General features: G+C 57.0%; 19 protein-coding genes and 5 tRNA genes. 23 read left to right on the top strand and 1 reads right to left on the bottom strand.

What is annotated here, in order from left to right:
• On the bottom strand, positions 1-610 hold a 610-nt coding region (locus tag ACO0LO_RS03605; protein WP_422962799.1), incomplete at its 3' end, for a DUF3369 domain-containing protein.
• A 325-nt stretch (positions 611-935) separates the two neighbouring features.
• On the opposite strand from ACO0LO_RS03605, the gene aroC reads away from it, so the two are divergent.
• The 23 genes from aroC to ACO0LO_RS03490 all read left to right on the top strand — a co-directional run bounded on the left by aroC (position 936) and on the right by ACO0LO_RS03490 (position 22,121).
• Positions 936-2,015, top strand: a complete 1,080-nt coding sequence (gene aroC, locus ACO0LO_RS03600) for a chorismate synthase (protein WP_422962798.1) — start codon at positions 936-938, stop codon at positions 2,013-2,015.
• 305 nt (positions 2,016-2,320) lie between these two features.
• Positions 2,321-3,724 (top strand): 3-isopropylmalate dehydratase large subunit, encoded by a 1,404-nt coding sequence (gene leuC, locus ACO0LO_RS03595; RefSeq protein ID WP_422962797.1) that lies wholly within the window; start codon positions 2,321-2,323, stop codon positions 3,722-3,724.
• Positions 3,725-3,787: 63 nt separating this feature from the next.
• Positions 3,788-3,910, top strand: coding sequence for an entericidin A/B family lipoprotein (locus ACO0LO_RS03590; protein ID WP_394779217.1), 123 nt, complete (start codon positions 3,788-3,790; stop codon positions 3,908-3,910).
• A 9-nt stretch (positions 3,911-3,919) separates the two neighbouring features.
• Entirely contained in the window at positions 3,920-4,567 is a 648-nt protein-coding gene (leuD, locus tag ACO0LO_RS03585; protein WP_422962796.1) for a 3-isopropylmalate dehydratase small subunit, read from the top strand.
• Positions 4,568-4,616: 49 nt separating this feature from the next.
• A complete protein-coding gene (gene leuB / locus ACO0LO_RS03580; RefSeq protein WP_422962795.1) occupies positions 4,617-5,687 on the top strand; it encodes a 3-isopropylmalate dehydrogenase in 1,071 nt (356 codons plus the stop codon).
• Between the two features lie 46 nt (positions 5,688-5,733).
• Entirely contained in the window at positions 5,734-6,861 is a 1,128-nt protein-coding gene (gene asd, locus ACO0LO_RS03575; RefSeq protein ID WP_422962829.1) for an aspartate-semialdehyde dehydrogenase, read from the top strand.
• A 549-nt stretch (positions 6,862-7,410) separates the two neighbouring features.
• Positions 7,411-10,329: a FimV/HubP family polar landmark protein gene (locus ACO0LO_RS03570; protein WP_422962794.1), complete on the top strand. Its 2,919-nt coding sequence runs from the start codon at positions 7,411-7,413 to the stop codon at positions 10,327-10,329.
• A 64-nt stretch (positions 10,330-10,393) separates the two neighbouring features.
• On the top strand, positions 10,394-11,314 hold the full coding sequence (gene truA / locus ACO0LO_RS03565; protein WP_422962793.1) for a tRNA pseudouridine(38-40) synthase TruA: 921 nt from the start codon (positions 10,394-10,396) through the stop codon (positions 11,312-11,314).
• Between the two features lie 301 nt (positions 11,315-11,615).
• A complete protein-coding gene (gene lepA / locus ACO0LO_RS03560; RefSeq protein WP_422962792.1) occupies positions 11,616-13,409 on the top strand; it encodes a translation elongation factor 4 in 1,794 nt (597 codons plus the stop codon).
• Entirely contained in the window at positions 13,406-14,317 is a 912-nt protein-coding gene (lepB, locus tag ACO0LO_RS03555) for a signal peptidase I (protein WP_422962791.1), read from the top strand. Before lepA ends, lepB begins: the two co-directional genes overlap by 4 nt.
• A 20-nt stretch (positions 14,318-14,337) precedes the next feature.
• Positions 14,338-14,748, top strand: coding sequence for a DUF4845 domain-containing protein (locus tag ACO0LO_RS03550; protein ID WP_422962790.1), 411 nt, complete (start codon positions 14,338-14,340; stop codon positions 14,746-14,748).
• A 9-nt stretch (positions 14,749-14,757) separates the two neighbouring features.
• On the top strand, positions 14,758-15,759 hold the full coding sequence (rnc, locus tag ACO0LO_RS03545) for a ribonuclease III (protein ID WP_422962789.1): 1,002 nt from the start codon (positions 14,758-14,760) through the stop codon (positions 15,757-15,759).
• Positions 15,756-16,673 carry a GTPase Era gene (era, locus tag ACO0LO_RS03540; RefSeq protein WP_422962788.1) on the top strand — a complete coding sequence of 306 codons (918 nt, stop codon included), beginning with the start codon at positions 15,756-15,758 and terminating at the stop codon, positions 16,671-16,673. Before rnc ends, era begins: the two co-directional genes overlap by 4 nt.
• Before the next feature lie 50 nt (positions 16,674-16,723).
• Positions 16,724-17,614 (top strand): DNA repair protein RecO, encoded by an 891-nt coding sequence (recO, locus tag ACO0LO_RS03535; protein ID WP_422962787.1) that lies wholly within the window; start codon positions 16,724-16,726, stop codon positions 17,612-17,614.
• The gene (gene pdxJ, locus ACO0LO_RS03530; protein ID WP_422962786.1) at positions 17,611-18,378 is read left to right on the top strand and encodes a pyridoxine 5'-phosphate synthase; all 768 of its coding nucleotides are present in this window, start codon (positions 17,611-17,613) and stop codon (positions 18,376-18,378) included. The genes recO and pdxJ overlap by 4 nt, the downstream gene beginning before the upstream one ends.
• Positions 18,379-18,388: 10 nt before the next feature.
• Positions 18,389-18,799 carry a holo-ACP synthase gene (gene acpS / locus ACO0LO_RS03525; RefSeq protein ID WP_422962785.1) on the top strand — a complete coding sequence of 137 codons (411 nt, stop codon included), beginning with the start codon at positions 18,389-18,391 and terminating at the stop codon, positions 18,797-18,799.
• A gap of 33 nt (positions 18,800-18,832) precedes the next feature.
• Entirely contained in the window at positions 18,833-20,689 is a 1,857-nt protein-coding gene (gene uvrC / locus ACO0LO_RS03520) for an excinuclease ABC subunit UvrC (protein ID WP_422962784.1), read from the top strand.
• Positions 20,690-20,808: 119 nt separating this feature from the next.
• The gene (gene pgsA, locus ACO0LO_RS03515) at positions 20,809-21,393 is read left to right on the top strand and encodes a CDP-diacylglycerol--glycerol-3-phosphate 3-phosphatidyltransferase (protein ID WP_422962783.1); all 585 of its coding nucleotides are present in this window, start codon (positions 20,809-20,811) and stop codon (positions 21,391-21,393) included.
• A gap of 55 nt (positions 21,394-21,448) precedes the next feature.
• Positions 21,449-21,524, top strand: a tRNA-Gly gene (locus tag ACO0LO_RS03510).
• Positions 21,525-21,562: 38 nt separating this feature from the next.
• A tRNA-Gly gene (locus ACO0LO_RS03505) sits at positions 21,563-21,638 on the top strand.
• Positions 21,639-21,676: 38 nt separating this feature from the next.
• Positions 21,677-21,752 (top strand) — tRNA-Gly (locus ACO0LO_RS03500).
• Positions 21,753-21,874: 122 nt separating this feature from the next.
• Positions 21,875-21,948 (top strand) — tRNA-Cys (locus ACO0LO_RS03495).
• 80 nt (positions 21,949-22,028) lie between these two features.
• Positions 22,029-22,121 (top strand) — tRNA-Leu (locus tag ACO0LO_RS03490).
• The last annotated feature ends 99 nt before the right edge of the window (positions 22,122-22,220 follow it).

Genomic DNA, 22,220 nt, shown 5'->3' with positions numbered 1-22,220 from the left:
CCGAAATCTGCACCAGCACGCCGGACGCAAAGTTCTGCAGGCCCTGCAGCGCCATCAGCTCGGTGCTGGCATTGATGATCAGTTCCAGGCCGCGGCGGCTGGCCGAGATGGCGCAGATCTGCTCATACGAGCGGATGGCTGAGGTGACGGCGGTATAGAGTTTGGTGCGGGTCAGTTCCGACTTGGTCTTGTAGTCGTTGATGTCGTAATCACGGATGGCGTCGATTTCCGGCGCATAACCGGGCTGGCCGGTGCGCAGGATGATGCGCACGTCCGACATGCCCAGGGTTTTGCGGATATGGCTGACCAGTTGCAGGCCGGCGTCTTCCTGTTCCATGACCACGTCCAGCAGGATGATGGCGATGTCGGTTTCCTGCTGCAGGATGTCGCGCGCTTCGGCGGCGGAGTAGGCGTGCAGGAAACTTAAGGCGCGGTGCTGGATTTCCAGGCTGCCCAGCGCAAAGGTCGTCGCCGAATGCACGTCGGGATCGTCGTCTATTATCATGATCCGCCATGTGAGCTGTGGCTTTGCGGCTACCGTAAGATCACTTGCTTCCGGTTCGTCCAGGAAAACGAGATCGTCTTCCGAAGAGTGGATCATTGCGTTCATCTGATGTACGACTCCATAAATGGACTTATCTTTCTTTTCACAGATGCTGACGAAAAATTAATGAGCATTCATTTTTTTATTTGGCGCAGCTAGGCGCGCGCAGCTTTGCCTGACTCCATCGGCATATAGCTGGTACGGAAGAGTATAAAACAAGATTACCAAAAGAAAACACCAGAAAACAAACGTTACACAGATAAATAGGGAATTAATCCCTTATTTCCCCGGCTTTGTTGGATTGCTGTATTGTCTTTGGCGTATCGGCCCTCCCATCGCTGTTAGAATTGTGGGAATCCTGCTAATTTTGGCTGTCTTCTATACTTATTTTATGTCCGGCAATACTTTTGGAACCCTTTTTACCGTAACGACCTTTGGCGAATCGCACGGCCCTGCCATCGGCTGCGTTGTTGATGGCTGCCCTCCGGGAATGGAATTGTCCGCAGCAGATATCCAGGCTGATCTGGACCGGCGCAAGCCCGGCACGTCGCGCCATGTGACGCAACGCCAGGAGCCCGATGCAGTGGAAATCCTCTCCGGGATTTATGAGGGGAAGACCACCGGCACGCCAATCGCCCTGCTGATTCGCAATACCGACCAGCGCAGTAAAGACTATGGAAACATTGTAGAAACTTTCCGTCCGGGACATGCCGACTATACGTACTGGCATAAATACGGCATCCGCGATCCACGCGGCGGCGGACGTTCTTCGGCACGGCTGACGGCGCCAGTGGTAGGCGCGGCGGCGATTGCGAAGAAGTGGCTGCACCAGCAATACGGCACCGTATTCACGGGCGGCATGAGCCAGTTGGGCGAGATAGCCATTCCTTTCCAGTCCTGGGATCACACCAAGGACAATCCTTTTTTTGCGCCTACCGCAGATGCTGCGCTGATTGCCGAGCTGGAAGCCTATATGGATGCGCTGCGCAAGGATGGCGATTCGATAGGTGCGAAGATCGATGTGGTCGCCAGCAATGTACCCGTCGGCCTGGGCGAGCCTATCTACGACAAACTGGATGCCGACATTGCGTATGCGATGATGGGCATCAATGCAGTAAAGGGCGTGGAGATCGGCGCCGGTTTCAAATCGGTCGTGCAGAGAGGATCCGAACACGGTGATGAAATTACGCCGGATGGTTTCATCGGAAACAACGCCGGCGGCGTGCTGGGTGGCATTTCAACCGGCCAGGACATTACGGTGTCGATTGCCATCAAGCCCACCTCGTCCATCCGCACGCCGCGCCGTTCCATCGACAAGAATGGCAATCCGGTCATGGTGGAAACTTTCGGCCGCCATGACCCTTGCGTCGGCATACGTGCCACACCCATCGCAGAGGCGATGCTGGCGCTGGTGCTGATGGACCACGCATTACGGCACCGCGCCCAATGCGGCGATGTCAAGCCGGGCTAGGCGCCGGAGTTGTCAGTATCGATGCAGGCCGGGTGACAGCAAGTTAACCCGGCACGCCTGCCCCATTTTGGTTCGGGCGGCACAAAATAGCGCAAATGCCCTCTGAATAAAAAGCGGCGAAAACGACATGCCGTTCCAATTTTCTGATGAAAATTTGGTATCTGATAGCCTTCCTGATTTTTTATCTTGAAAAAATGTGCAAGCACTTGGCGTTGATGCGTATTCCCGCGCCGCACAATTGTGGCATAATCAAATGCTAAATTCGAACTTATGCACTACTTACGCACTATTTCAGGCTGCAGATCATGCTTAAAACGCTTTACGACAAACTTTGGGAATCCCATGTAGTGCACGCCGATGAAGACGGCACTTCCATCCTGTATATAGACAGGCACCTGCTGCACGAAGTCACTAGCCCGCAAGCCTTCGAAGGCCTGAAGCTGGCTAACCGCATGCCATGGCGCAATTCGGCGAACCTGATGGTGGCCGATCACAATGTCCCTACCACCAATCGCATCAACGGCATTGAAGACGCGACCTCGCGCTTGCAAGTGGAAACGCTGGATGCCAATGCCAAAACCTACGACCTGACGTACTTCAGCATGGCCGACAAGCGCCAGGGCATCGTCCATGTGATTGGACCGGAACAGGGTGCGACTTTACCCGGCATGACCGTAGTGTGCGGCGATTCGCACACATCCACGCACGGCGCATTCGCGTGCCTGGCGCACGGTATAGGTACGTCGGAAGTGGAGCACGTGCTGGCAACGCAAACGCTGCTCGCGAAAAAATCCAAGGCAATGCTGGTGCAGGTGGATGGCGTAATGCCGGCTGGCGTAACGGCCAAAGATATCGTGCTGGCCATCATCGGCAAGATAGGCACTGCGGGCGGTACCGGATACGCGATTGAGTTTGCCGGCTCCACGATACGCAGCCTGTCCATGGAAGGCCGGATGACGGTCTGCAATATGGCGATTGAAGCCGGTGCTCGCGCCGGCATGATTGCCGTGGACCAGACCACGATAGATTATGTCAAAGGCCGCCCGTTCTCGCCTGTTGGCCCGCACTGGGACAGGGCAGTCGAATACTGGCGTACGCTGCATACCGATGCCGGCGCCAGGTTTGATATGGTTGTAACGCTGGATGCAGCCGAAATCACGCCGCAAGTCACCTGGGGCACATCACCAGAAATGGTGGTGTCCATTGACGGCCGCGTGCCCGATCCCGACAAGGAAAAGGATGCCGTCAAGCGCGATGCGATGGAAAAGGCGCTGGTCTACATGGCGCTGAAGCCGAATACCGCCATCTCCGATATCCGTATCGACAAGGTGTTCATCGGCTCCTGCACTAATTCACGCATAGAAGACTTGCGCGCCGCAGCCGCTGTCGTGCGCGGCAAGTTCCGCGCGTCCAACGTCAAGCTGGCGATGGTGGTGCCGGGCTCCGGCCTGGTCAAGGACCAGGCGGAGCGTGAAGGCCTGGACCGCATCTTCCGCGATGCCGGTTTCGAATGGCGCGAACCCGGCTGCTCAATGTGCCTGGCGATGAACGCCGACAGGCTGGAGCCTGGCGAGCGCTGTGCGTCCACGTCCAACCGCAATTTCGAGGGACGGCAAGGGCAGGGTGGACGCACGCACCTGGTGTCGCCGGCAATGGCAGCCGCTGCGGGCATCGCCGGCCACTTTGTGGACGTGCGCGGCCTGCGCTGATGTGCAAGCTGGAAGCGTAGCGTAAAGCAGCATAAAAACAGATTGATAAAAATAGGAATTAGCATGAAAAAGCTCTGGATTCTGGGATTGTGTGCATTTGTCCTGTCCGCCTGCAACACAGTGCAAGGCATAGGCAAGGACGTCAAACGTGCCGGCGAAGCGGTTGAGAACGTCGGCAAAAAATAAAGTGTGAGCATGGAAAAATTTACTGTACTTGATGGTCTCGTTGCCCCGATGGATCGGGCAAATGTGGATACAGACGCCATCATTCCCAAACAATTCCTGAAGTCGATACAGCGTTCCGGTTTCGGCCCCAATCTGTTCGACGAATGGCGCTATCTGGATCACGGCGAACCCGGCATAGACAACAGCAAGCGTCCGCTGAACCCGGATTTCGTGCTGAACCAGCCGCGCTATCAGGGGGCATCCATCCTGCTGGCGCGCAAGAATTTTGGCTGCGGCTCCTCGCGCGAACACGCGCCGTGGGCCTTGGACCAGTTCGGCTTTCGCTCGGTGATCGCCCCCAGTTTTGCGGATATCTTCTTCAATAACTGTTTCAAGAACGGCTTGCTGCCTATCGTGCTGACGGAACAGCAGATCGACAGCCTGTTCAACCAGGTAAAGGCTTTCCCAGGCTTCCGGCTGATCGTCGACCTGGAAAAACAGATTGTGACGACCACGGACGGCAGCGCTGCCTATCCGTTTGAGGTGGACACCTTCCGCAAATACTGTCTGCTCAACGGCCTGGACGATATTGGGCTGACGCTACGCCAGGCGGACAAGATACGCGCATTTGAAGAGCGCCACCTTGCGACGCAACCGTGGCTCGCCAATACGATCTGATGGTTCGGTTAGTTCTTTTCCCTGCAGTCTATATTTGAAGTCTACATAAATGAAAATCGCAATTTTGCCGGGCGACGGCATCGGTCCGGAAATTATCGAACAAGCCATCAAGGTATTGAATACCCTCGGCGAATCCTTTGAAATGGAAAGCGCGCCTGTCGGCGGAGCCGGCTATGCGGCACACGGACATCCTTTGCCGGAAGCCACGCTGAAGCTGGCGCAGCAGGCAGACGCCGTTCTGTTCGGCGCGGTGGGCGACTGGAAATACGATACGCTGGAGCGTTCTCTGCGTCCGGAGCAGGCTATCCTGGGTCTGCGCAAGAATCTGGGCCTGTTTGCCAACCTGCGCCCCGCGATCCTGTATCCGGAACTGGCCGGCGCTTCCACGCTGAAGCCGGAAGTGGTGTCCGGTCTCGACATTTTGATCATCCGCGAACTGACGGGCGATATCTATTTCGGCCAGCCTCGCGGCGTGCGCGAGGCACCGGATGGTCCTTTCAAGGGACAGCGCGAAGGCTTCGATACGATGCGTTATGCGGAGGGTGAAATCCGCCGCATCGCCCATGTGGCTTTCCAAGCCGCGCAAAAGCGCAGCAAGCGCCTGACCAGCGTCGACAAGGCCAATGTGCTGGAAACTTTCCAGTTCTGGAAAGATATCGTCACCGATGTGCACAAGGAATATCCGGATGTAGAACTGGACCACATGTATGTCGACAATGCGGCCATGCAGCTGGTGCGCGCGCCGAAGAAATTCGACGTCATGGTCACCGGCAATATGTTCGGTGACATCCTGTCCGATGCGGCAGCGATGCTGACTGGCTCTATCGGCATGCTGCCTTCGGCATCGCTGGATGCCAACAACAAAGGCTTGTACGAACCTTCGCACGGTTCGGCGCCTGATATTGCCGGCAAGGGCGTTGCCAACCCGCTGGCAACCATTCTGTCTGCCGCGATGATGCTGCGTTATTCTCTGGGCAAGGCAGAGCAGGCAGACCGCATAGAAAACGCGGTCAAGAAAGTATTGGCGCAAGGCCTGCGCACGCCGGACATCTATGAGGCGGGCACGACCAAGGTCGGCACTGCTGAAATGGGCGAGGCCGTTGTCCGGGCATTGAGTTAGATTTTATGGTGGGCAGGGCCGTCTTGCGAACGTTTAGGGAAAGATGATGAAACTAGTAGGTCTGGTAGGTTGGCGTGGAATGGTGGGTTCGGTACTGCTGCAGCGCATGCAGGAAGAAGGTGATTTCGATCATATTGAGCCCGTGTTTTTTTCAACTTCCAATACAGGCGGTACAGCGCCTGCAATGGCGAAGAATGAAAAGACATTGAAAGACGCGAATGATATTGATGCATTGAAGAAGTGCGACATTATTATTACCTGCCAGGGCGGCGACTACACGACGGAAATTTTCCCGAAATTGCGTGCAGCAGGCTGGAACGGCTACTGGATCGATGCCGCCTCCACGCTGCGCATGAAAGATGACGCCATCATCGTGCTGGACCCGGTCAACCTGGACGTGATCAAGACCGCGCTCAGCCGCGGCGTGAAGAACTACATCGGCGGGAATTGCACGGTGTCCTGCATGCTGATGGGCCTGGGCGGCCTGTTCCAGCACAATCTGGTGGACTGGATGTCTTCCATGACTTACCAGGCAGCGTCCGGCGGCGGTGCGCAGCACATGCGTGAGCTGCTGACTCAGTTCGGTAGCATCAATGCCGAAGTAAAGGCGCTGCTGGACAACCCGGCTGCCGCCATCCTGGAAATAGACCGCAAGGTGCTGGCAAAACAGCATGCACTAACTGCCGATGAAACCAAACAGTTCGGCGTGCCGCTGGCCGGCAACCTGATCCCATGGATAGACAAGGACCTGGGCAACGGCGTTTCCAAGGAAGAATGGAAAGCCGGCGCCGAAACCAACAAGATCCTGGGCAAGGGCGAAGGCTTCGGCAGTGCCGCGATTCCGGTGGACGGCTTGTGCATCCGTATCGGCGCGATGCGTTGCCATTCGCAGGCGTTGACCATCAAGCTGAAAAAAGATGTGCCGCTGGATGAAATCAACGACATTATCGCCAGCAACAACCAGTGGGTCAAAGTAGTGCCGAACGACCGTGAGTCGTCGATGAAAGACCTGACTCCGGCAGCGGTTACCGGCAGTCTGACCATACCGGTAGGGCGTTTGCGCAAGATGCAGATGGGCGGAGAATACCTGTCCGCCTTTACCGTGGGCGACCAGTTGCTGTGGGGCGCTGCTGAACCCCTGCGTCGTATGCTGCGTATTCTGATAGCAGATTAATAATCGGCAAGCGGGATATTTGTGTAGAAAGGAGTGATTCGTCACTCCTTTTTTGTTTTTAAGCACCGTTATTTACCGGAAATGCGACAAACAAGGGGCAGAAAGGCTTTTAGCCCTCTACTTTTCATTGTCAAACGGCAACAAGGATTTATACTATAGGCAGAACCCATTCCAACAATTGCCTTCAGCGGAAATTGTTGAAATGAGTTCACGCTGGCGGCGCCCTGGATAAGCAGGTCCTTAATCTATTTACCATAGTGGCAAATAGGGTTAAGCTTGCAGGGCTAAGTAGCTGATGTTATCTTGAAACAGGCGTTGCTTGGCCTTTCATGACAGTTGATGATCGGGCTTTCGCGGGTAACGTACGTCAAGAAGACGATAATGTAAGCGTGATGCATACGTGGGTAAGGACTCACATGGATATGCGACACATGACCCCGACGACGTTCACGAGACAGGTTTGGTGATAAATCTGGTATTAATGTGTGATGTGGTCGCCGTACTTAACAGGTATTCGAGTATCTCTATTTCCCAAACATGTCCTATAAAATGCATAACTATAAACGCTCGCCATCAATGTTGTCGGGGCGCAAAGCGCTGGGAGCCGCAGTCGCTTCCGCACTGTTGCTGCTCGCCACAGGCGCAAATGCTACTGGTCTAGGACGCCTGACGGTACTTTCTCCTCTTGGACAGCCCTTGCGCGCAGAGATAGAACTCACGTCGCCCAGCAAGGAAGATGTTGGTTCACTGGTTCCCAAGCTGGCTTCGGTGGAAGCGTTCCGCCAGGCCAATATCGACTTTAATCCTGCATTGACGTCGCTGCGTTTTGTGGTCGAGCAGCGTGGTTCTGGCTATGTGATCAGGGTCAGCTCTGCGCAAGCCATGAACGAGCCGTTTGTGGATTTGCTGTTGGAGCTCAATTCCAGCAACGGCAAACTGCTGCGCGAATATACCTTCTTGCTGGATCCTGCCGACCTGCGCAACAGCCAGTCGGCGCAGATTGCCAATCCGGTCAGCATTGCAAACAGCGGCAATAGCGGCAATAGTAACAACGCGCCTTCACAAGCGGCAATCTCCCAGGCCCAGGCCGCCCTGCAGGCAAGGTCGGCCACGCCGCCGCCCGCAGCAGCACCTGCTCCCGTGTCATCCAGAAGGCCTGCGACCAGAACGCAAGAAGCTGCACCAGCCAAAGCCGCCGGTGACTATCAGGTCAAGGGCGGCGATACCCTGAGCAAGATTGCCGGAAGCCACCGGCCGGAAGGCGTTTCGCTGGACCAGATGCTGGTCAGCCTGTACCGTGCCAATCCGCAGGCTTTTGCCGGCAATAACATGAACCGCCTGAAAGCAGGCCAGATCCTCAGCATGCCGGATACGGATACTGCCCGTTCTGCAGGTGCGGACGAAGCGCACTCTGTCGTGATGGCGCATGCTGCTGATTTCAGCGCCTACCGCAACAAGCTGGCAGGGCAGGTCGCCACTGCACCCGCAGAAAAAGCGACTGCCACGCGGCAGGGCGCAAGCGGCACCATTACCGCCAAGGTCAAGGAATTGCCGACGGCGACGAATGAAGCCGCCGACAAGCTGAAGCTGTCCAAAGCCAACCCCAATGCCACAGCCGCAGCAAAAGCAGGCACAGGCAAACCGCTGGCGGAAGAAGACAGACTGGCCAAGGACAAGGCCGTGGCCGATGCCAATGCCCGCGTGAAAGAACTGGAAAAGAACGTCGGCGATCTGCAAAAAATACTGGAAGTCAAAGACAAGGATCTGGCAGCCAAACAGGCGGCAGCCAATGCCAAGCCAGAGGCGAAGCCTGAAGCTAAGCCGGAACTTAAAGCCGATGCGAAAGTCGACGCCAAACCGGCGCCTGAAGCTGCTCCTGCATCCGCGCCTGCTACCGCTGCAGCCCCTGCAGCCGCTCCGGCGCCTGTTGCTGCCAGCGATGCAGCAGCGCCCGCAAAACCAAAACGCAAGGCCCTGCCGCCACCGCCGCCACCTGAGCCTGGCTTTTTTGACGGCCTGATGGACAATCCGCTGTTGCTGCCCCTGGGCGGCCTCGTGGTGGCGCTGTTGGGTGGCTACGGCATTTTCACCAGCCGCCGCAAGAAAAAACTGCAGCAGTTTGAAGACAGCATCCTCACTGGCTCCAGCATGAAGGCGAACTCCATGTTCGGCTCCACCGGCGGCCAGAGCGTGGACACCAACAATAGCGTCTTTAATTCCAATTTCGCGCCCTCAGCCAGCCAGCTGGATGCCAATGAAGTGGACCCAGTCGCCGAGGCGGATGTCTACATCGCTTACGGCCGGGATACGCAGGCAGAAGAAATCCTGAAAGAAGCGCTGCGTACCCAGCCGGACAGGCATGCGGTACGCGTCAAGCTGCTGGAGATTTATTCCAACCGCAAAGATACCAAATCGTTTGAACGCCTGGCCAGCGAGCTGTATGGCATGACAGGCGGCAAGGGTGAGGAATGGGCTCAGGCGGCGTCCATGGGCATCGCGCTGGAACCGGGCAATCCTCTGTATGCCGGCGGCAAGGCGCCTGATGCGCTGTCCACTGCGGCAGGCCTGGGTTCTTCCACCCAGCCGATAGACGACCTGGATCCGGAAGCCTTGCTGGCGAACTCGTTGTCGCAAGACATGCTGGAATCCATCAGCATCATCGATACGGCCGCCAAGGAAGACCATGGACATGGCCACTCCGGCGACGCCACCGGACATCTGGGCGCAGCGCCGGCGATGGATATCGGTCCGCTGGATTTCGATCTGGACATCCCGACTGAATCGGCCCCTGAGCATGCGCCGGTGATAGAGGATGCGCCACGCATTCCTGAACCCACCAGCGCGCCAGCCAAACTGGCGGACGAGCATGCAGCGCAGAACGCGCTGGTAGATTTCGAATCTATCGATTTCGATCTGGGCACGGAAGAGCCGCATGCGAAGGCCGAGTCTGCGCCAGCGCATCTGGACCTGCCGGAAAGCCATGCATTCAACCTTGACGCACCAAAGGCGGAGCATGGCAACTCGCTGGACATGGAGCCCTTTGACTTGGCTTTGCCAGCCGAACACGGCAATGAAATTGCCTTCGAGTCTTCGCATGTGCCGGCGGCAACTCCGGCGCCGCATATCGATGCAATGCCGGAAATCCCTGATCTGCCGGACCTGGATCATTCCATGTCCCATGCCCATCATGACGAAGCGCCAAAAGCGGAGCATGCTCCGGCCAATTATGATTTCGACTTGTCAGGCATCGACCTGAACCTGGATTCGGACGAGCACAAGCCCGCAGCGGGAGCCGAGTCCGACGGACAGGCTTATAATGCGGAAATGGCGACCAAGCTGGATCTGGCCGTGGCTTACCATGAAATCGGCGACAAGGAAGGTGCACGCGAATTGCTGGACGAGGTGCTGAAAGGCGGCACGTCCGATCAGGTGCATAAGGCGCAAACAATGCTGGCACAACTGGGATAATCCGACGATGTAGTGCCAACGGGCGCCGCTTTTGCAGGCGCCCGTTTTATTTGGCGCGCCCGCTATGGCGATATCCGTGCCGACCCGACTTACCGGCCCGATAACTGATTTTAATAATGGAATTGAATTGAAGCGTATTGTTTTAGGTGTCCAATACAACGGCAGCCCCTGGAGCGGCTGGCAGACCCAGCCCAGCGGCAATACCGTGCAGGATACGCTGGAGCGCGCGCTGGCGGCATTTGCCAAGATGCCGGTCGCGACGACCTGTGCCGGCCGCACCGACGCCGGCGTGCATGCGCTGGAGCAGGTCGTGCATTTTGATACGACGCTGGAACGGGAAATGTATTCCTGGGTGAATGGCGTCAATGCCTTCCTGCCGGCATCGATTGCAGTGCAATGGGCCAAGGAAGTACCGCATGAAGCAAAAGAGGATGGCGAACATGACAGCCATACCGATTTCCATGCCCGCTTCAGCGCCTTTGCCCGCACCTACCATTACGTGCTGCACAATGCCGCCGTCCGTTCGCCCGTCTGGGCCGAAAAAGCGGGCTGGGTATTCCGGCCGCTGGAGGTGGACAGGATGCGGGAGGGTGCAAGCCACCTGATAGGCGAGCACGATTTTACGGTATTCCGCGCCGCCTCCTGCCAGGCCAAGTCCCCGGTCAAGCACATGTACGACATCCGGATCCACCGGCGGGGCGACCTGATCGTGCTCAGCCTGAGCGCCAGCGCCTTCCTGCACCACATGGTGCGCAATATCGTCGGTTCCCTGATCTTTGTCGGTAGCGGACGCAGGGAGCCTGTGTGGATGCGGGAACTGCTGGAAAGCAAGGACCGCAGCCTGTCGGCCCCCACCTTCATGCCGGATGGCCTCTACCTTGCCAGCATAGGCTACGACAAGAAGTGGGCCTTGCCGCAGATGAACCCGGATCTGGGCTTCTTTCCCGGGTTTGCGGGGTTTACGGGATTTGCGGACGATCAGTAGGCTTGCAGAAGCTTTCGAACTCGCTGAAGTTCTATTAGTAGCCGTAAAGAAATATTTAAATGGCAAGCCCCAAATGTGGCCCTGCCGGAGTGTTGCTGATTTGCACAGGAAACAGCGAATAGTGCCGTTAATCCACGCTTATTGCCAAGCTGGCAAGCATGTTTTATCGGCTTTCCCCTCTGAAATCCGGTAAAATGACGCTTTTGCATAACCCAAAATGAGGCGCTCGCCTGGGGATGTCTGCCCGGCACGGAGCGCCTTTTTTGTAATTAAACTTTTCATCGCATTATTCTCGGTATTAATGAACAACATCCGCAACTTCTCGATTATTGCCCACATTGACCACGGTAAATCCACGCTCGCCGACCGCATCATTCAGCTGTGCGGCGGCCTCGCTGACCGCGAGATGGAAGCCCAGGTGCTGGATTCAATGGACATTGAGCGCGAGCGTGGCATTACGATCAAGGCGCAGACGGCAGCCCTGTCTTATAAGGCGCGCGATGGCCAGGTCTATAACCTGAACCTGATTGATACCCCCGGCCATGTCGACTTCAGCTATGAAGTCAGCCGTTCGCTGTCAGCCTGCGAAGGTGCGCTGCTGGTCGTGGATGCATCGCAAGGTGTGGAAGCGCAGACCGTGGCCAACTGCTATACGGCAATCGACCTCGGCGTGGAAGTGGTGCCGGTACTGAACAAGATCGACCTGCCGTCCGCCGATCCGGAAAATGCGATCAACGAGATTGAAGAAGTCATCGGCATCGATGCCGGCGACGCCGTGCACTGCTCCGCCAAAACCGGCCTGGGCGTGCAGGACGTGCTGGAATCGCTGATCCTCAAGGTGCCGCCTCCGCAGGGCGACCCGACGGCGCCGCTGCAGGCGCTGATCGTCGATTCCTGGTTTGATAACTATGTCGGCGTGGTCATGCTGGTGCGTATAAAGAACGGTACTTTGCGTCCCAAGGACAAGATACTGTTCATGGCGACCGGCGCCCAGCATCAGGTTGAAAGCGTCGGCGTATTCACGCCCAAGTCGCTGACCCGCGACGAACTTTCCGCCGGCCAGGTAGGCTTCATCATCGCTGGCATCAAGGAACTGAAGGCCGCCAAGGTAGGTGACACTATCACCATCGTCGGCAAGGCCGCTGCAGAACCCTTGCCCGGCTTCAAGGAAGTGCAGCCACAGGTGTTTGCGGGCCTGTTCCCGGTGGAAGCCAACCAATACGACGCGTTGCGCGACTCGCTGGAAAAACTGAAACTGAATGATGCCGCGCTGATGTATGAGCCGGAAGTGTCGCAGGCGCTGGGCTTCGGCTTCCGCTGTGGCTTCCTCGGACTGCTGCATATGGAGATCGTGCAGGAGCGCCTGGAGCGCGAGTTCGACATGGACCTGATCACCACTGCGCCTACGGTGATCTACGAAGTGGTCATGGCCGACGGCAGCATCCTGATGGTGGATAACCCCTCCAAGATGCCGGATCCTTCCAAGGTGCAAGAAATCCGCGAGCCTATCGTCACCGTTAACCTGTACATGCCGCAAGAGTATGTCGGCTCCGTCATCACGCTGTGTACCTCCAAGCGCGGCGTACAGCTGGACATGAACTACCACGGCAGGCAGGTCAAGCTGACCTATGAAATGCCGATGGCCGAGATCGTGCTGGATTTCTTTGACCGCCTCAAATCCACGTCGCGCGGCTATGCCTCGATGGACTATGAGTTCAAGGAATACCGTGCTGCCGACGTAGTCAAGGTCGACATGCTGATCAACAGCGAAAAAGTGGATGCGCTGGCGATCATCGTGCATCGGGCCAACAGCCAGTACCGCGGCCGCGCAGTGGCCGCCAAGATGCGTGAACTGATTCCGCGCCAGATGTTCGATGTGGCGATTCAGGCTGCAATTGGTGCGAACATTATCTCGCGTGAGAATGTCAAAGCATTGCGTAAGAACGTGTTGGCAAAATGTTATGGTGGCGATATCAGCCGTAAGCGCAAACTGCTGGAGAAGCAAAAGGCAGGTAAGAAGCGGATGAAGCAGGTCGGCTCGGTAGAGATTCCGCAAGAAGCGTTTCTGGCAATTTTACAAGTGGAAGATAAATGAATTTTCAGACAATTTTAGGCAATTTTGCATTAATCCTGTTTGTATTGACCGTTATTACCGGCGTCATCTGGTTCCTCGATACTTTTTTCCTGTCGAAGCAGCGCCGTCTGGCTGCCGACAAGGCCTTGGCGGATTTTGATGCGCGTAACGAGAAATTGACGTCCGAAGGCATCCGTTTGCAGCAGGGCGGCCGTGTCGAACTGGAAGCAACGATGCTGAAGCAGCCTGTATGGATAGAATACTCCGGCAGTTTCTTCCCGGTGATCGCGCTGGTGTTCTTCCTGCGTTCTTTCCTGTGGGAACCGTTCAAGATACCTTCCAGCTCCATGCTGCCGACTTTGTACGTCGGCGACCTGATCCTGGTCAACAAATACGCTTATGGCATCCGCCTGCCGGTATTGAACAAAAAGGTCATAGAAGTTGGTAATCCGCAACGTGGCGATGTGATGGTGTTCAAATACCCACGAAATCCAACGCTGGACTATATTAAGCGTGTTGTCGGTGTTCCAGGTGATAAAATAGTATATAAAAACAAGCGTTTAACCGTGAATGGTAAAGAGATTTCTTACCAGGCGATGCCGGACTTCCTGGATGATGAGCGTCTCAGCTATTCACAACAGTTCAAGGAAGACCTGACGGGTGTGCAGCACAGGATATTGAACAACGAGGCGGCGCCGACGTATGTGAATAATCCTTATGATTTCCCTCGCCGTGATTTGTGCAACTACAACGCGGAAGGGTTTGCATGTACCGTCCCTGAAGGCAATTACTTCATGATGGGCGATAACCGCGATAACAGCGAAGACAGCCGTTACTGGGGTTTCGTTCCTGACCAGAATATCGTAGGCAAGGCTTTCTTCATCTGGATGAATCTGGGTGATCTCAAACGCATAGGCAGTTTTCAATAATTCATCTTACAGGATCGTATATGTTGAAAAGCAGGTTGAACAATAATGCAGCACATCCGTCCCGCCAGCAGGGCATGTCCCTGATCGGCCTGATCCTGACGCTGGGCATACTCGGCGTGCTGGTCATGATAGGCGCCAAGGTAGCGCCGACCGTCATTGAATTCATCGGCATCAAAAAAGCGATCGTGACCGCCAAAGCCGCCGGAACCACGCCGCGCGAGATCATGGATTCTTTCGACAAGCAGGCCGATGTCGGCTACCTGGAGTCGATCAAGGGCAAAGACCTCGTCATTACCAAGGGCGACAGTGGCTTTGAGGTCAGCTTTGCGTACCAGAAAAAAATACCGCTGGTCGGCCCGGCAAGCCTGGTGATGGATTACGAAGGCACTACCGCAAAATCCGGCGTAGCTGCCAAAATGAAGGAGCAGTAAATCTTAGTTATGGATGATCAATTATTGCAAAAAAGGCTAGGCCATGTTTTCAAGGATGCTGCGTTACTGCAGCAGGCCCTGACGCATCGCAGTCACAGCGTTTTGCATAACGAACGCCTGGAATTTCTCGGCGATTCGATACTCAATTGTGTGGTCGCTTCTTTGTTGTTTGAAAGCTTTGCAACGATAGATGAAGGCGACCTGTCGCGCGTGCGCGCAAACCTGGTCAAGCAGCAGTCGCTATACGAAATCGCCCAGCGAATAGAATTGTCGCAATTCCTGCGCCTGGGCGAAGGGGAGCTGAAGTCCGGCGGCTTCCGCCGTCCTTCCATCCTGGCCGATACGCTGGAAGCGCTGTTTGGCGCAATCTTCCTGGATGCCGGCTTCGATGTGGCGCGCGAGGTGATACGCGGGCTGTATGCGCCGGTGCTGGTGTCGGTAGATCCTACCACGCTGGGCAAGGATGCCAAGACGCTGCTGCAGGAATTTCTGCAAAGTAAAAAAATCGCCTTGCCGCAATACAATGTTGTGGCGACCCATGGAGCGGCGCATAATCAGGAATTCGAGATCGAATGCCTGGTTCCCAAACTGGAAATCCAGGTCTTCGGCACCGGCGGCAGCCGCCGCGCAGGAGAGCAGGCCGCCGCCAAGCTGGCACTGGAAACCGCGCTGGCCATGCTGGCAAAAACGCCGGCTGCGGCACGCAAGAGCAAGCAGCGCACTGCCCAGCTGAAACTGGCCGGCATCGCCACCGTGCAGACGGATGCAGTAAAAGAGACATCGAAAGAATCAAAAGACACCGGCAAGGATGCCAAAGAGTCTAAAGACGCAGGCAAGGACGGCAAGGATAATAAGCCCGCCGGCCCGCCGAAGCAGAAATCCCTGCTGGAGCCAGCAGCATTGGCAACGTCGGCCACATCAGCCACATCGGCCCCCGCTGCTGCAACCGCAGGCAGCGACAACGCAACACAGCAGCACACTACGCATACAACGCAACCGAAGACAGCATGACCGAGCCAACAACAGCAGTAACAGATTCCAATGACGACTTCCGATGCGGCTATATTGCCATCGTAGGGCGGCCTAATGTTGGCAAGTCCACCTTGATGAACGCGCTGATCGGCGCCAAGGTCAGCATCACGTCGCGCAAGGCGCAGACCACGCGCCACCGCATCACCGGCATACAGACCAAGGACAACACGCAGTATGTGTATGTGGATACGCCTGGCTTCCAGACCCGCCATTCCAATCCGCTGAACCGCACGCTGAACCGCACGGTGACCAATACGCTGACGGCATCCGACGTCATCCTGTTCCTCATCGAAGCCGGTACCTTCGGCGCAGCCGACCAGCAGGTGATAGACTTGTTGCCCAAGGACGTTCCCTGCATCCTGGTCATCAACAAATCTGACCGCGTCAAGGACAAGGCCGTGATGATGCCGTTTGCGCAAAAGATCATGGACCTGTTTCCGTTCGCTGCCGTGGTGCCGGTGTCGGCAACACTGGGCTTCCAGCTGGATAGCCTGGAAGGCGAGATCAAGAAGTACTTGCCGAATAACCCACCCATCTTTGCCGAAGACGACATCACCGACCGCAGCGAAAAATTCCTGGCGGCGGAAATCGTGCGCGAGAAGCTGTTCCGCTTTGTCGGCGACGAGCTGCCTTACACCAGCACCGTGCTGATAGAAAAATTCGAGCAGGAAGGCAATCTGCGCCGTGTGTTTATTGCCATCCTGGTGGACCGCAGCACACATAAATCCATGGTTATCGGCAACAAGGGTGCGCGCCTGAAAGATATCTCCACGCAGTCGCGCCAGGATATGGAAAAGCTGTTCGGCGGACCCGTATACCTGGAAATCTGGGTCAAGGTAAAATCCGGCTGGGCAGACAATGAAGCCGGCCTGCGTGCCTACGGCTACGAATAGTACCAACAGTACCAACAGTACAAATAGCAAAAGAGGGATTCATACTCCACATGACTGAACATGCAGTCGAACTGGATACCAAAGAGCCGGCCTTGCCAGAAGAGAGCGTCAATGCGACGCTGACCCGGCTTTCTCCCGGCCTGCCCGAGAAGCTGGCAGGCAACCGCAAGCCCGCCGCCAAAAAAGCCACGAGGCCCGCAGCGCCAAGGCCTGCCAGGCCGCCGGCAAAAGAAATTCGCATCGCCGGCCAGCCCGGGTTTGTGCTGCACTCCTACCCGTATAAAGAAACCAGCCTGATCATCGACGTGTTCAGCCGCGACCACGGCCGTGTGGCACTGGTGGCCAAAGGCGCCAAGCGTCCGCATTCCAAGCTGCGCAGCGTGCTGCAAACCTTCCAGCCGCTGACACTGGGCTGGACCGGCAAATCCGAAGTGCGCACGTTGATCGACGCCGAATGGGTAGGCGGCATGCTGCCGCTGGAAAAATCCGCGCTGCTGTGCGGTTTCTACCTGAACGAGCTGCTGATCAAGTTCATGGTGCGCGACGACCCGCATCCGGCGCTGTTCGACCATTATGTTTCCACGCTGAACCAGCTCGCGCATAATGAACCGGCCTCTATCGTGCTACGCCAGTTCGAGCTGGCGCTGCTGCGCGAATCCGGCCTGGTCGGCAACCTGACGCTGTGTACGCTGACACGCAGGACCGTGTTTGCGCAAGAATACTACGTGATAGACCCGGAGCTGGGCGCGCGTCCGGCCCGCGCCGCAGATACAGCACCGCGCATACTTGGAAAAACCCTGACCGACATGCATATAGGGAATTACCAGGATGCCGTCACGCAGTCGCAGAGCAAGCTGCTGATGCGTTACCTGCTGGCGCACCATCTGCACGGCGCTCAGTTGAATACACGACAAATTCTGATCGATTTACAGAACCTATGAATATTCATCAGCAAAGCCAACTGATCGACCTTGGCGTCAATATCGACCACGTGGCAACGCTGCGCAATGCGCGCGGCACGTCTTATCCCGACCCGCTGCAAGCTGCATTGATGGCCGAAGAAGCAGGCGCCGACTGCATTACGCTGCACATGCGCGAAGACCGCCGCCATATCAAGGACGCTGACGTGGAGCGCATCCGTCCGCAGCTCGTCACCAGGATGAACCTGGAAGCCGCCGTCACCACCGAGATGGTCGATTTCGCCTGCAAGATCAGGCCACAGGATGTCTGCCTGGTGCCGGAGCGCCGTGAAGAAGTGACGACCGAAGGCGGGTTGGACGTGGTCAAGTATTTTGCGCAGGTGCAGTCCGCCGTGCGGCAATTGCAGGCACAGGGCATCAGGGTCAGCCTGTTCATTGATGCCGATGCGCAGCAGATCCAGGCCGCCGCCGAATCCGGCGCGCCGGTGATAGAAATCCACACCGGCCGCTATGCAGATGCCCATGATGCAGCAGAGCAGGCGCGTGAGCTGGAGCGGGTGAAGCAGGGCACGCTGGAAGGCGTGCGGCGCGGCCTGAAAGTCAATGCCGGCCACGGCCTGCATTACACCAACGTGCAGGCGATTGCCGCTATCCACGATATCGGCGAACTCAATATCGGCCACGCCATCGTCGCGCAGGCGGTGTTCGTCGGCTGGAAAAAAGCCGTCAGCGACATGAAGGCGCTGATGACGCATTCCCGCCTGCTGGCCGATGTAAGAGCGTGAAGGCCGCAGCATGATCTACGGCATAGGCACCGACATCATCCAGATCTCGCGCATAGAGGCAGCGCTGTCTCGCAACGGCGACCGCTTCGCCGCGAAGATACTCGGCGTGGAAGAACTGGCAAAATACCACAGCCGCAAGGCCAAGGTGGAAGCGCGGGGCATCCGCTTCCTGGCGACGCGCTTTGCGGCCAAGGAAGCCTTTTCCAAGGCCATAGGCATGGGTATGCGCATGCCCATGACATGGCGCGCAATGCAGACGCTGAACGCGCCCAGCGGCCAGCCCATTGCCGTCACCAGTGGCAAGCTGCAGGAGTGGATGACGGCGCAAGGCCTGAGCGCGCGCGTATCCATCACCGATGAGACTGACTATGCGGTGGCCTTCGTCATCGTTGAAAAAAACGTCGCCGGCGCCGCGGGATGATGTAAGCAGTGCGCAATCCGGATTTCTCAAGCCATGTCTGAACCAACTCAAGCCGACGCGCGCGCGGTGGTGCTGGAGACCGTCTCCAAGCTGCCCAACCTGCCCGGTGTCTACCGCTATTTCGATACCGACAACAATGTGCTGTATGTTGGCAAGGCACGCGACCTCAAGAAGCGCGTCTCCAGCTATTTCCAGAAAACCCTGACCAGCCCGCGCATCGCGATGATGGTGGAGCGCATTGCGCGCCTGGAAACCACGGTCACCCGCAGCGAAGCCGAAGCGCTGATCCTGGAAAACAACCTGATCAAGGCGCTGCGCCCGCGCTACAACATCCTGTTCCGCGACGACAAGTCCTACCCCTACCTGAAGATCACCGGCCAGGACGTGCCGCGCATGACCTATTACCGAGGCGCGGTAGACAAGAAGAACCAGTATTTCGGGCCTTTCCCCAGTGCCTGGGCGGTCAAGGAATCGATGCAGATTTTGCAGAAGGTCTTCCTGCTGCGCACCTGCGAAGACAGCGTATATTCCAACCGCACTCGGCCCTGCCTGCTGCACCAGATCCACCGCTGCAGCGCGCCCTGCGTGGGCATCATCTCGCAGGAAGACTACCGGGCAGACGTGGATAACGCCTCCAAATTCCTGCGCGGCCGCCAGTCTGAAGTCATGCAGGATCTGGAGAGCAAAATGCTGGCTTATGCCGGCGACCTCAAGTTTGAAAAAGCCGCGCTGGTGCGCAACCAGATGTCCGCGCTGTCGCGCGTGCTGCACCAGCAGAGCATGGAAACCGCAGGCGATGCCGATATCGACATCATCGCCGTCATCGTGGAGGGAGGGCGCGCCTGCGTCAACCTCGCCATGGTGCGCGGTGGCCGCCACCTGGGCGACCGCGCGTATTTTCCTACCCATGTGGACGACGCACAGCTGGCGGCCGAAGATTCCATCGAATCCGAAGTGCTGCAAGCTTTCCTGGCGCAGCACTACGCCGAGCAGTTCATCCCTTCCACGCTGGTGCTGAACGTAGAACTGGATGCACCGGACCTGATGCTGGCGCTGGCGGCCCAATGCGGCCACAGGATCAACCTTTCCTTCCAGCCGCAGGAGCAGCGCCGCGCCTGGCTGGAAATGGCAGTGAAGGGCGCGCAGATATCGCTGGCGCGCATGCAATCCGAGCAGGGTTCGCAGCAGGCCCGCACCCGCGCGCTGGTGAGCGTGCTGGAGCTCGATATCGAAGACATCGAGGCATTGCGCGTCGAATGCTTCGACATCAGCCACACGCAGGGCGAAGCCACGCAGGCATCCTGCGTCGTGTTCCACCACCACAGCATGCAGAACGGCGAATACCGCCGCTATAACATCAACGATATCACGCCCGGCGACGATTACGCCGCCATGCGCCAGGTGCTGTTCCGCCGCTACGAGAAAGTCGCCAATGGCGACGGCGTCATGCCTGACATCGTGCTCATCGACGGTGGCAAGGGCCAGGTGGAAATGGCGCGCCAGGTGTTTGTGGAACTGGGCCTGGACATCAGCCTCATCGTCGGCGTGGCCAAAGGGGAGGGCCGCAAGGTCGGCCTGGAAACCCTGGTCTTTGTGGATGGCCGCGCGGAGAAAGAACTGGGCAAGGAATCTGCCGCGCTGATGCTGATCGCGCAGATCCGCGATGAGGCCCACCGCTTTGCCATCACCGGCATGCGCGCCAAGCGCGCCAAGGCGCGCCAGACCTCGCAGCTGGAAGAGATAGAGGGCATAGGCCCCAAGCGCCGCCAGAGGCTGCTGGTGCGCTTTGGCGGCCTCAAAGGCGTGGCAGATGCCAGCGTGGAAGACCTGCTGTCGGTGGAGGGCATCTCGCGCCAGCTGGCCGAAGAAATCTACAAGCGGCTGCGCTAGCGTGGGCAGGTCGGCGGGCTTATGTCGGCTGATGCGGGCCTAAATCGGCGATACAGATTAAAATCCCGTGCTGCGGGCTTAGCAAATATAATGTGCGTAACCGATTTTAAATAAAAAAAATGCCTTTCAACTTCCCCATTCTGCTGACCTGGCTGCGCGTCGCGCTCATCCCCCTGGTAGTCGGCGTGTTCTACCTGCCCAGAGAATGGCTCAGCCCCTATGAGCAGGGAGTGGCATCCACCATCATCTTCATCGTCGCCGCCATCACCGACTGGTTCGACGGCTTCCTGGCCCGCCGCTGGAACCAGACATCGTCCTTCGGCGCCTTCCTGGACCCGGTGGCCGACAAGCTGATGGTGGCCGGCGCGCTATTGATCCTTACCGAGCTGGATCGCGTCAACGCCGTCGTCGCCTTCGTCATCATCGGCCGTGAAATCACCATCTCCGCGCTGCGCGAATGGATGGCGCAGATCGGCGCCTCCAAATCGGTGGCTGTCAATTCGCTCGGTAAAATCAAGACCGCTGCGCAAATGATCGCCATCCCCATGTTGCTCTACTACGACACGCTGTTCGGCGTCATCGACACCGCGTACTGGGGCGCTTGGCTGCTGCTGGTGGCCGCTGTGTTGACCGTGTGGTCCATGCTGTATTACCTGCGCAAGGCATGGCCGCTGATCAAGGAAATCACGGAAAAAAATAATTAGTACCAAATTCTTGACAACATAAACAGGTGTTATATAATGTGCGCCTGTTGTTGATGCGGGAGTAGCTCAGTTGGTAGAGCGCAACCTTGCCAAGGTTGAGGTCGAGAGTTCGAGACTCTTCTCCCGCTCCAGTTTTTTGGCGTAGTATGCAGGTCCAGTAGTAAAAATTGCGGGAGTAGCTCAGTTGGTAGAGCGCAACCTTGCCAAGGTTGAGGTCGAGAGTTCGAGACTCTTCTCCCGCTCCAGTTTTTGGCGTAGTATTGCAGGTCTAGCAGTAAAAAATGCGGGAGTAGCTCAGTTGGTAGAGCGCAACCTTGCCAAGGTTGAGGTCGAGAGTTCGAGACTCTTCTCCCGCTCCAGATTGCAAAGGGAAGCTGGTCGCTTCCCTTTTTATTTAGTTAAAATTTTTACCGCGTTTTAAGCGTAGAGGTTCCGGCTGTTTCAGCAAGAACAAATAATCTGCTTTAAAATAGCAACCCTTGGCGGGGTAGCAAAGCGGTTATGCAGCGGCCTGCAAAGCCGTGTAGATCGGTTCGACTCCGTTCCCCGCCTCCAGATTACAAAAAGCGCTACCGGCGCTTTTTTTCAGCTTCAACCGGCAGCGTTTATACAATGTCACCGGTCGTAGGCAAAGTGCCCGAGTGGTGAAACTGGTAGACACATCGGACTTAAAATCCGCCGCTTCGTTAATAGCGGGCGTGCCGGTTCGATTCCGGCCTCGGGCACCAGTTAAAAGTTTCTTTAGTATAAAATATTGAAAGCCGCGTTTCTCTTTGAGAGCGCGGCTTTTTGTTTGTGGGTATTTTGGCGTTGAGCAATGAAAAAAA

Source organism: Undibacterium sp. TJN25 (genome assembly GCF_049339885.1).
GTDB lineage: Bacteria > Pseudomonadota > Gammaproteobacteria > Burkholderiales > Burkholderiaceae_D > Undibacterium.
This window is presented reverse-complemented; position numbering and strand designations above follow the sequence as displayed.

Coding starts and splice junctions, on each gene's coding strand:
- ACO0LO_RS03570 (WP_422962794.1), top strand. CDS start 7,411: ATGCATAACTATAAACGCTCGCCATCAATGTTGTCGGGGCGCAAAGCG.
- leuC (WP_422962797.1), top strand. CDS start 2,321: ATGCTTAAAACGCTTTACGACAAACTTTGGGAATCCCATGTAGTGCAC.
- lepA (WP_422962792.1), top strand. CDS start 11,616: ATGAACAACATCCGCAACTTCTCGATTATTGCCCACATTGACCACGGT.
- leuD (WP_422962796.1), top strand. CDS start 3,920: ATGGAAAAATTTACTGTACTTGATGGTCTCGTTGCCCCGATGGATCGG.
- pdxJ (WP_422962786.1), top strand. CDS start 17,611: ATGAATATTCATCAGCAAAGCCAACTGATCGACCTTGGCGTCAATATC.
- era (WP_422962788.1), top strand. CDS start 15,756: ATGACCGAGCCAACAACAGCAGTAACAGATTCCAATGACGACTTCCGA.
- recO (WP_422962787.1), top strand. CDS start 16,724: ATGACTGAACATGCAGTCGAACTGGATACCAAAGAGCCGGCCTTGCCA.
- truA (WP_422962793.1), top strand. CDS start 10,394: ATGGCGATATCCGTGCCGACCCGACTTACCGGCCCGATAACTGATTTT.
- acpS (WP_422962785.1), top strand. CDS start 18,389: ATGATCTACGGCATAGGCACCGACATCATCCAGATCTCGCGCATAGAG.
- lepB (WP_422962791.1), top strand. CDS start 13,406: ATGAATTTTCAGACAATTTTAGGCAATTTTGCATTAATCCTGTTTGTA.
- leuB (WP_422962795.1), top strand. CDS start 4,617: ATGAAAATCGCAATTTTGCCGGGCGACGGCATCGGTCCGGAAATTATC.
- uvrC (WP_422962784.1), top strand. CDS start 18,833: ATGTCTGAACCAACTCAAGCCGACGCGCGCGCGGTGGTGCTGGAGACC.
- aroC (WP_422962798.1), top strand. CDS start 936: ATGTCCGGCAATACTTTTGGAACCCTTTTTACCGTAACGACCTTTGGC.
- pgsA (WP_422962783.1), top strand. CDS start 20,809: ATGCCTTTCAACTTCCCCATTCTGCTGACCTGGCTGCGCGTCGCGCTC.
- ACO0LO_RS03590 (WP_394779217.1), top strand. CDS start 3,788: ATGAAAAAGCTCTGGATTCTGGGATTGTGTGCATTTGTCCTGTCCGCC.
- asd (WP_422962829.1), top strand. CDS start 5,734: ATGAAACTAGTAGGTCTGGTAGGTTGGCGTGGAATGGTGGGTTCGGTA.
- ACO0LO_RS03550 (WP_422962790.1), top strand. CDS start 14,338: ATGTTGAAAAGCAGGTTGAACAATAATGCAGCACATCCGTCCCGCCAG.
- rnc (WP_422962789.1), top strand. CDS start 14,758: ATGGATGATCAATTATTGCAAAAAAGGCTAGGCCATGTTTTCAAGGAT.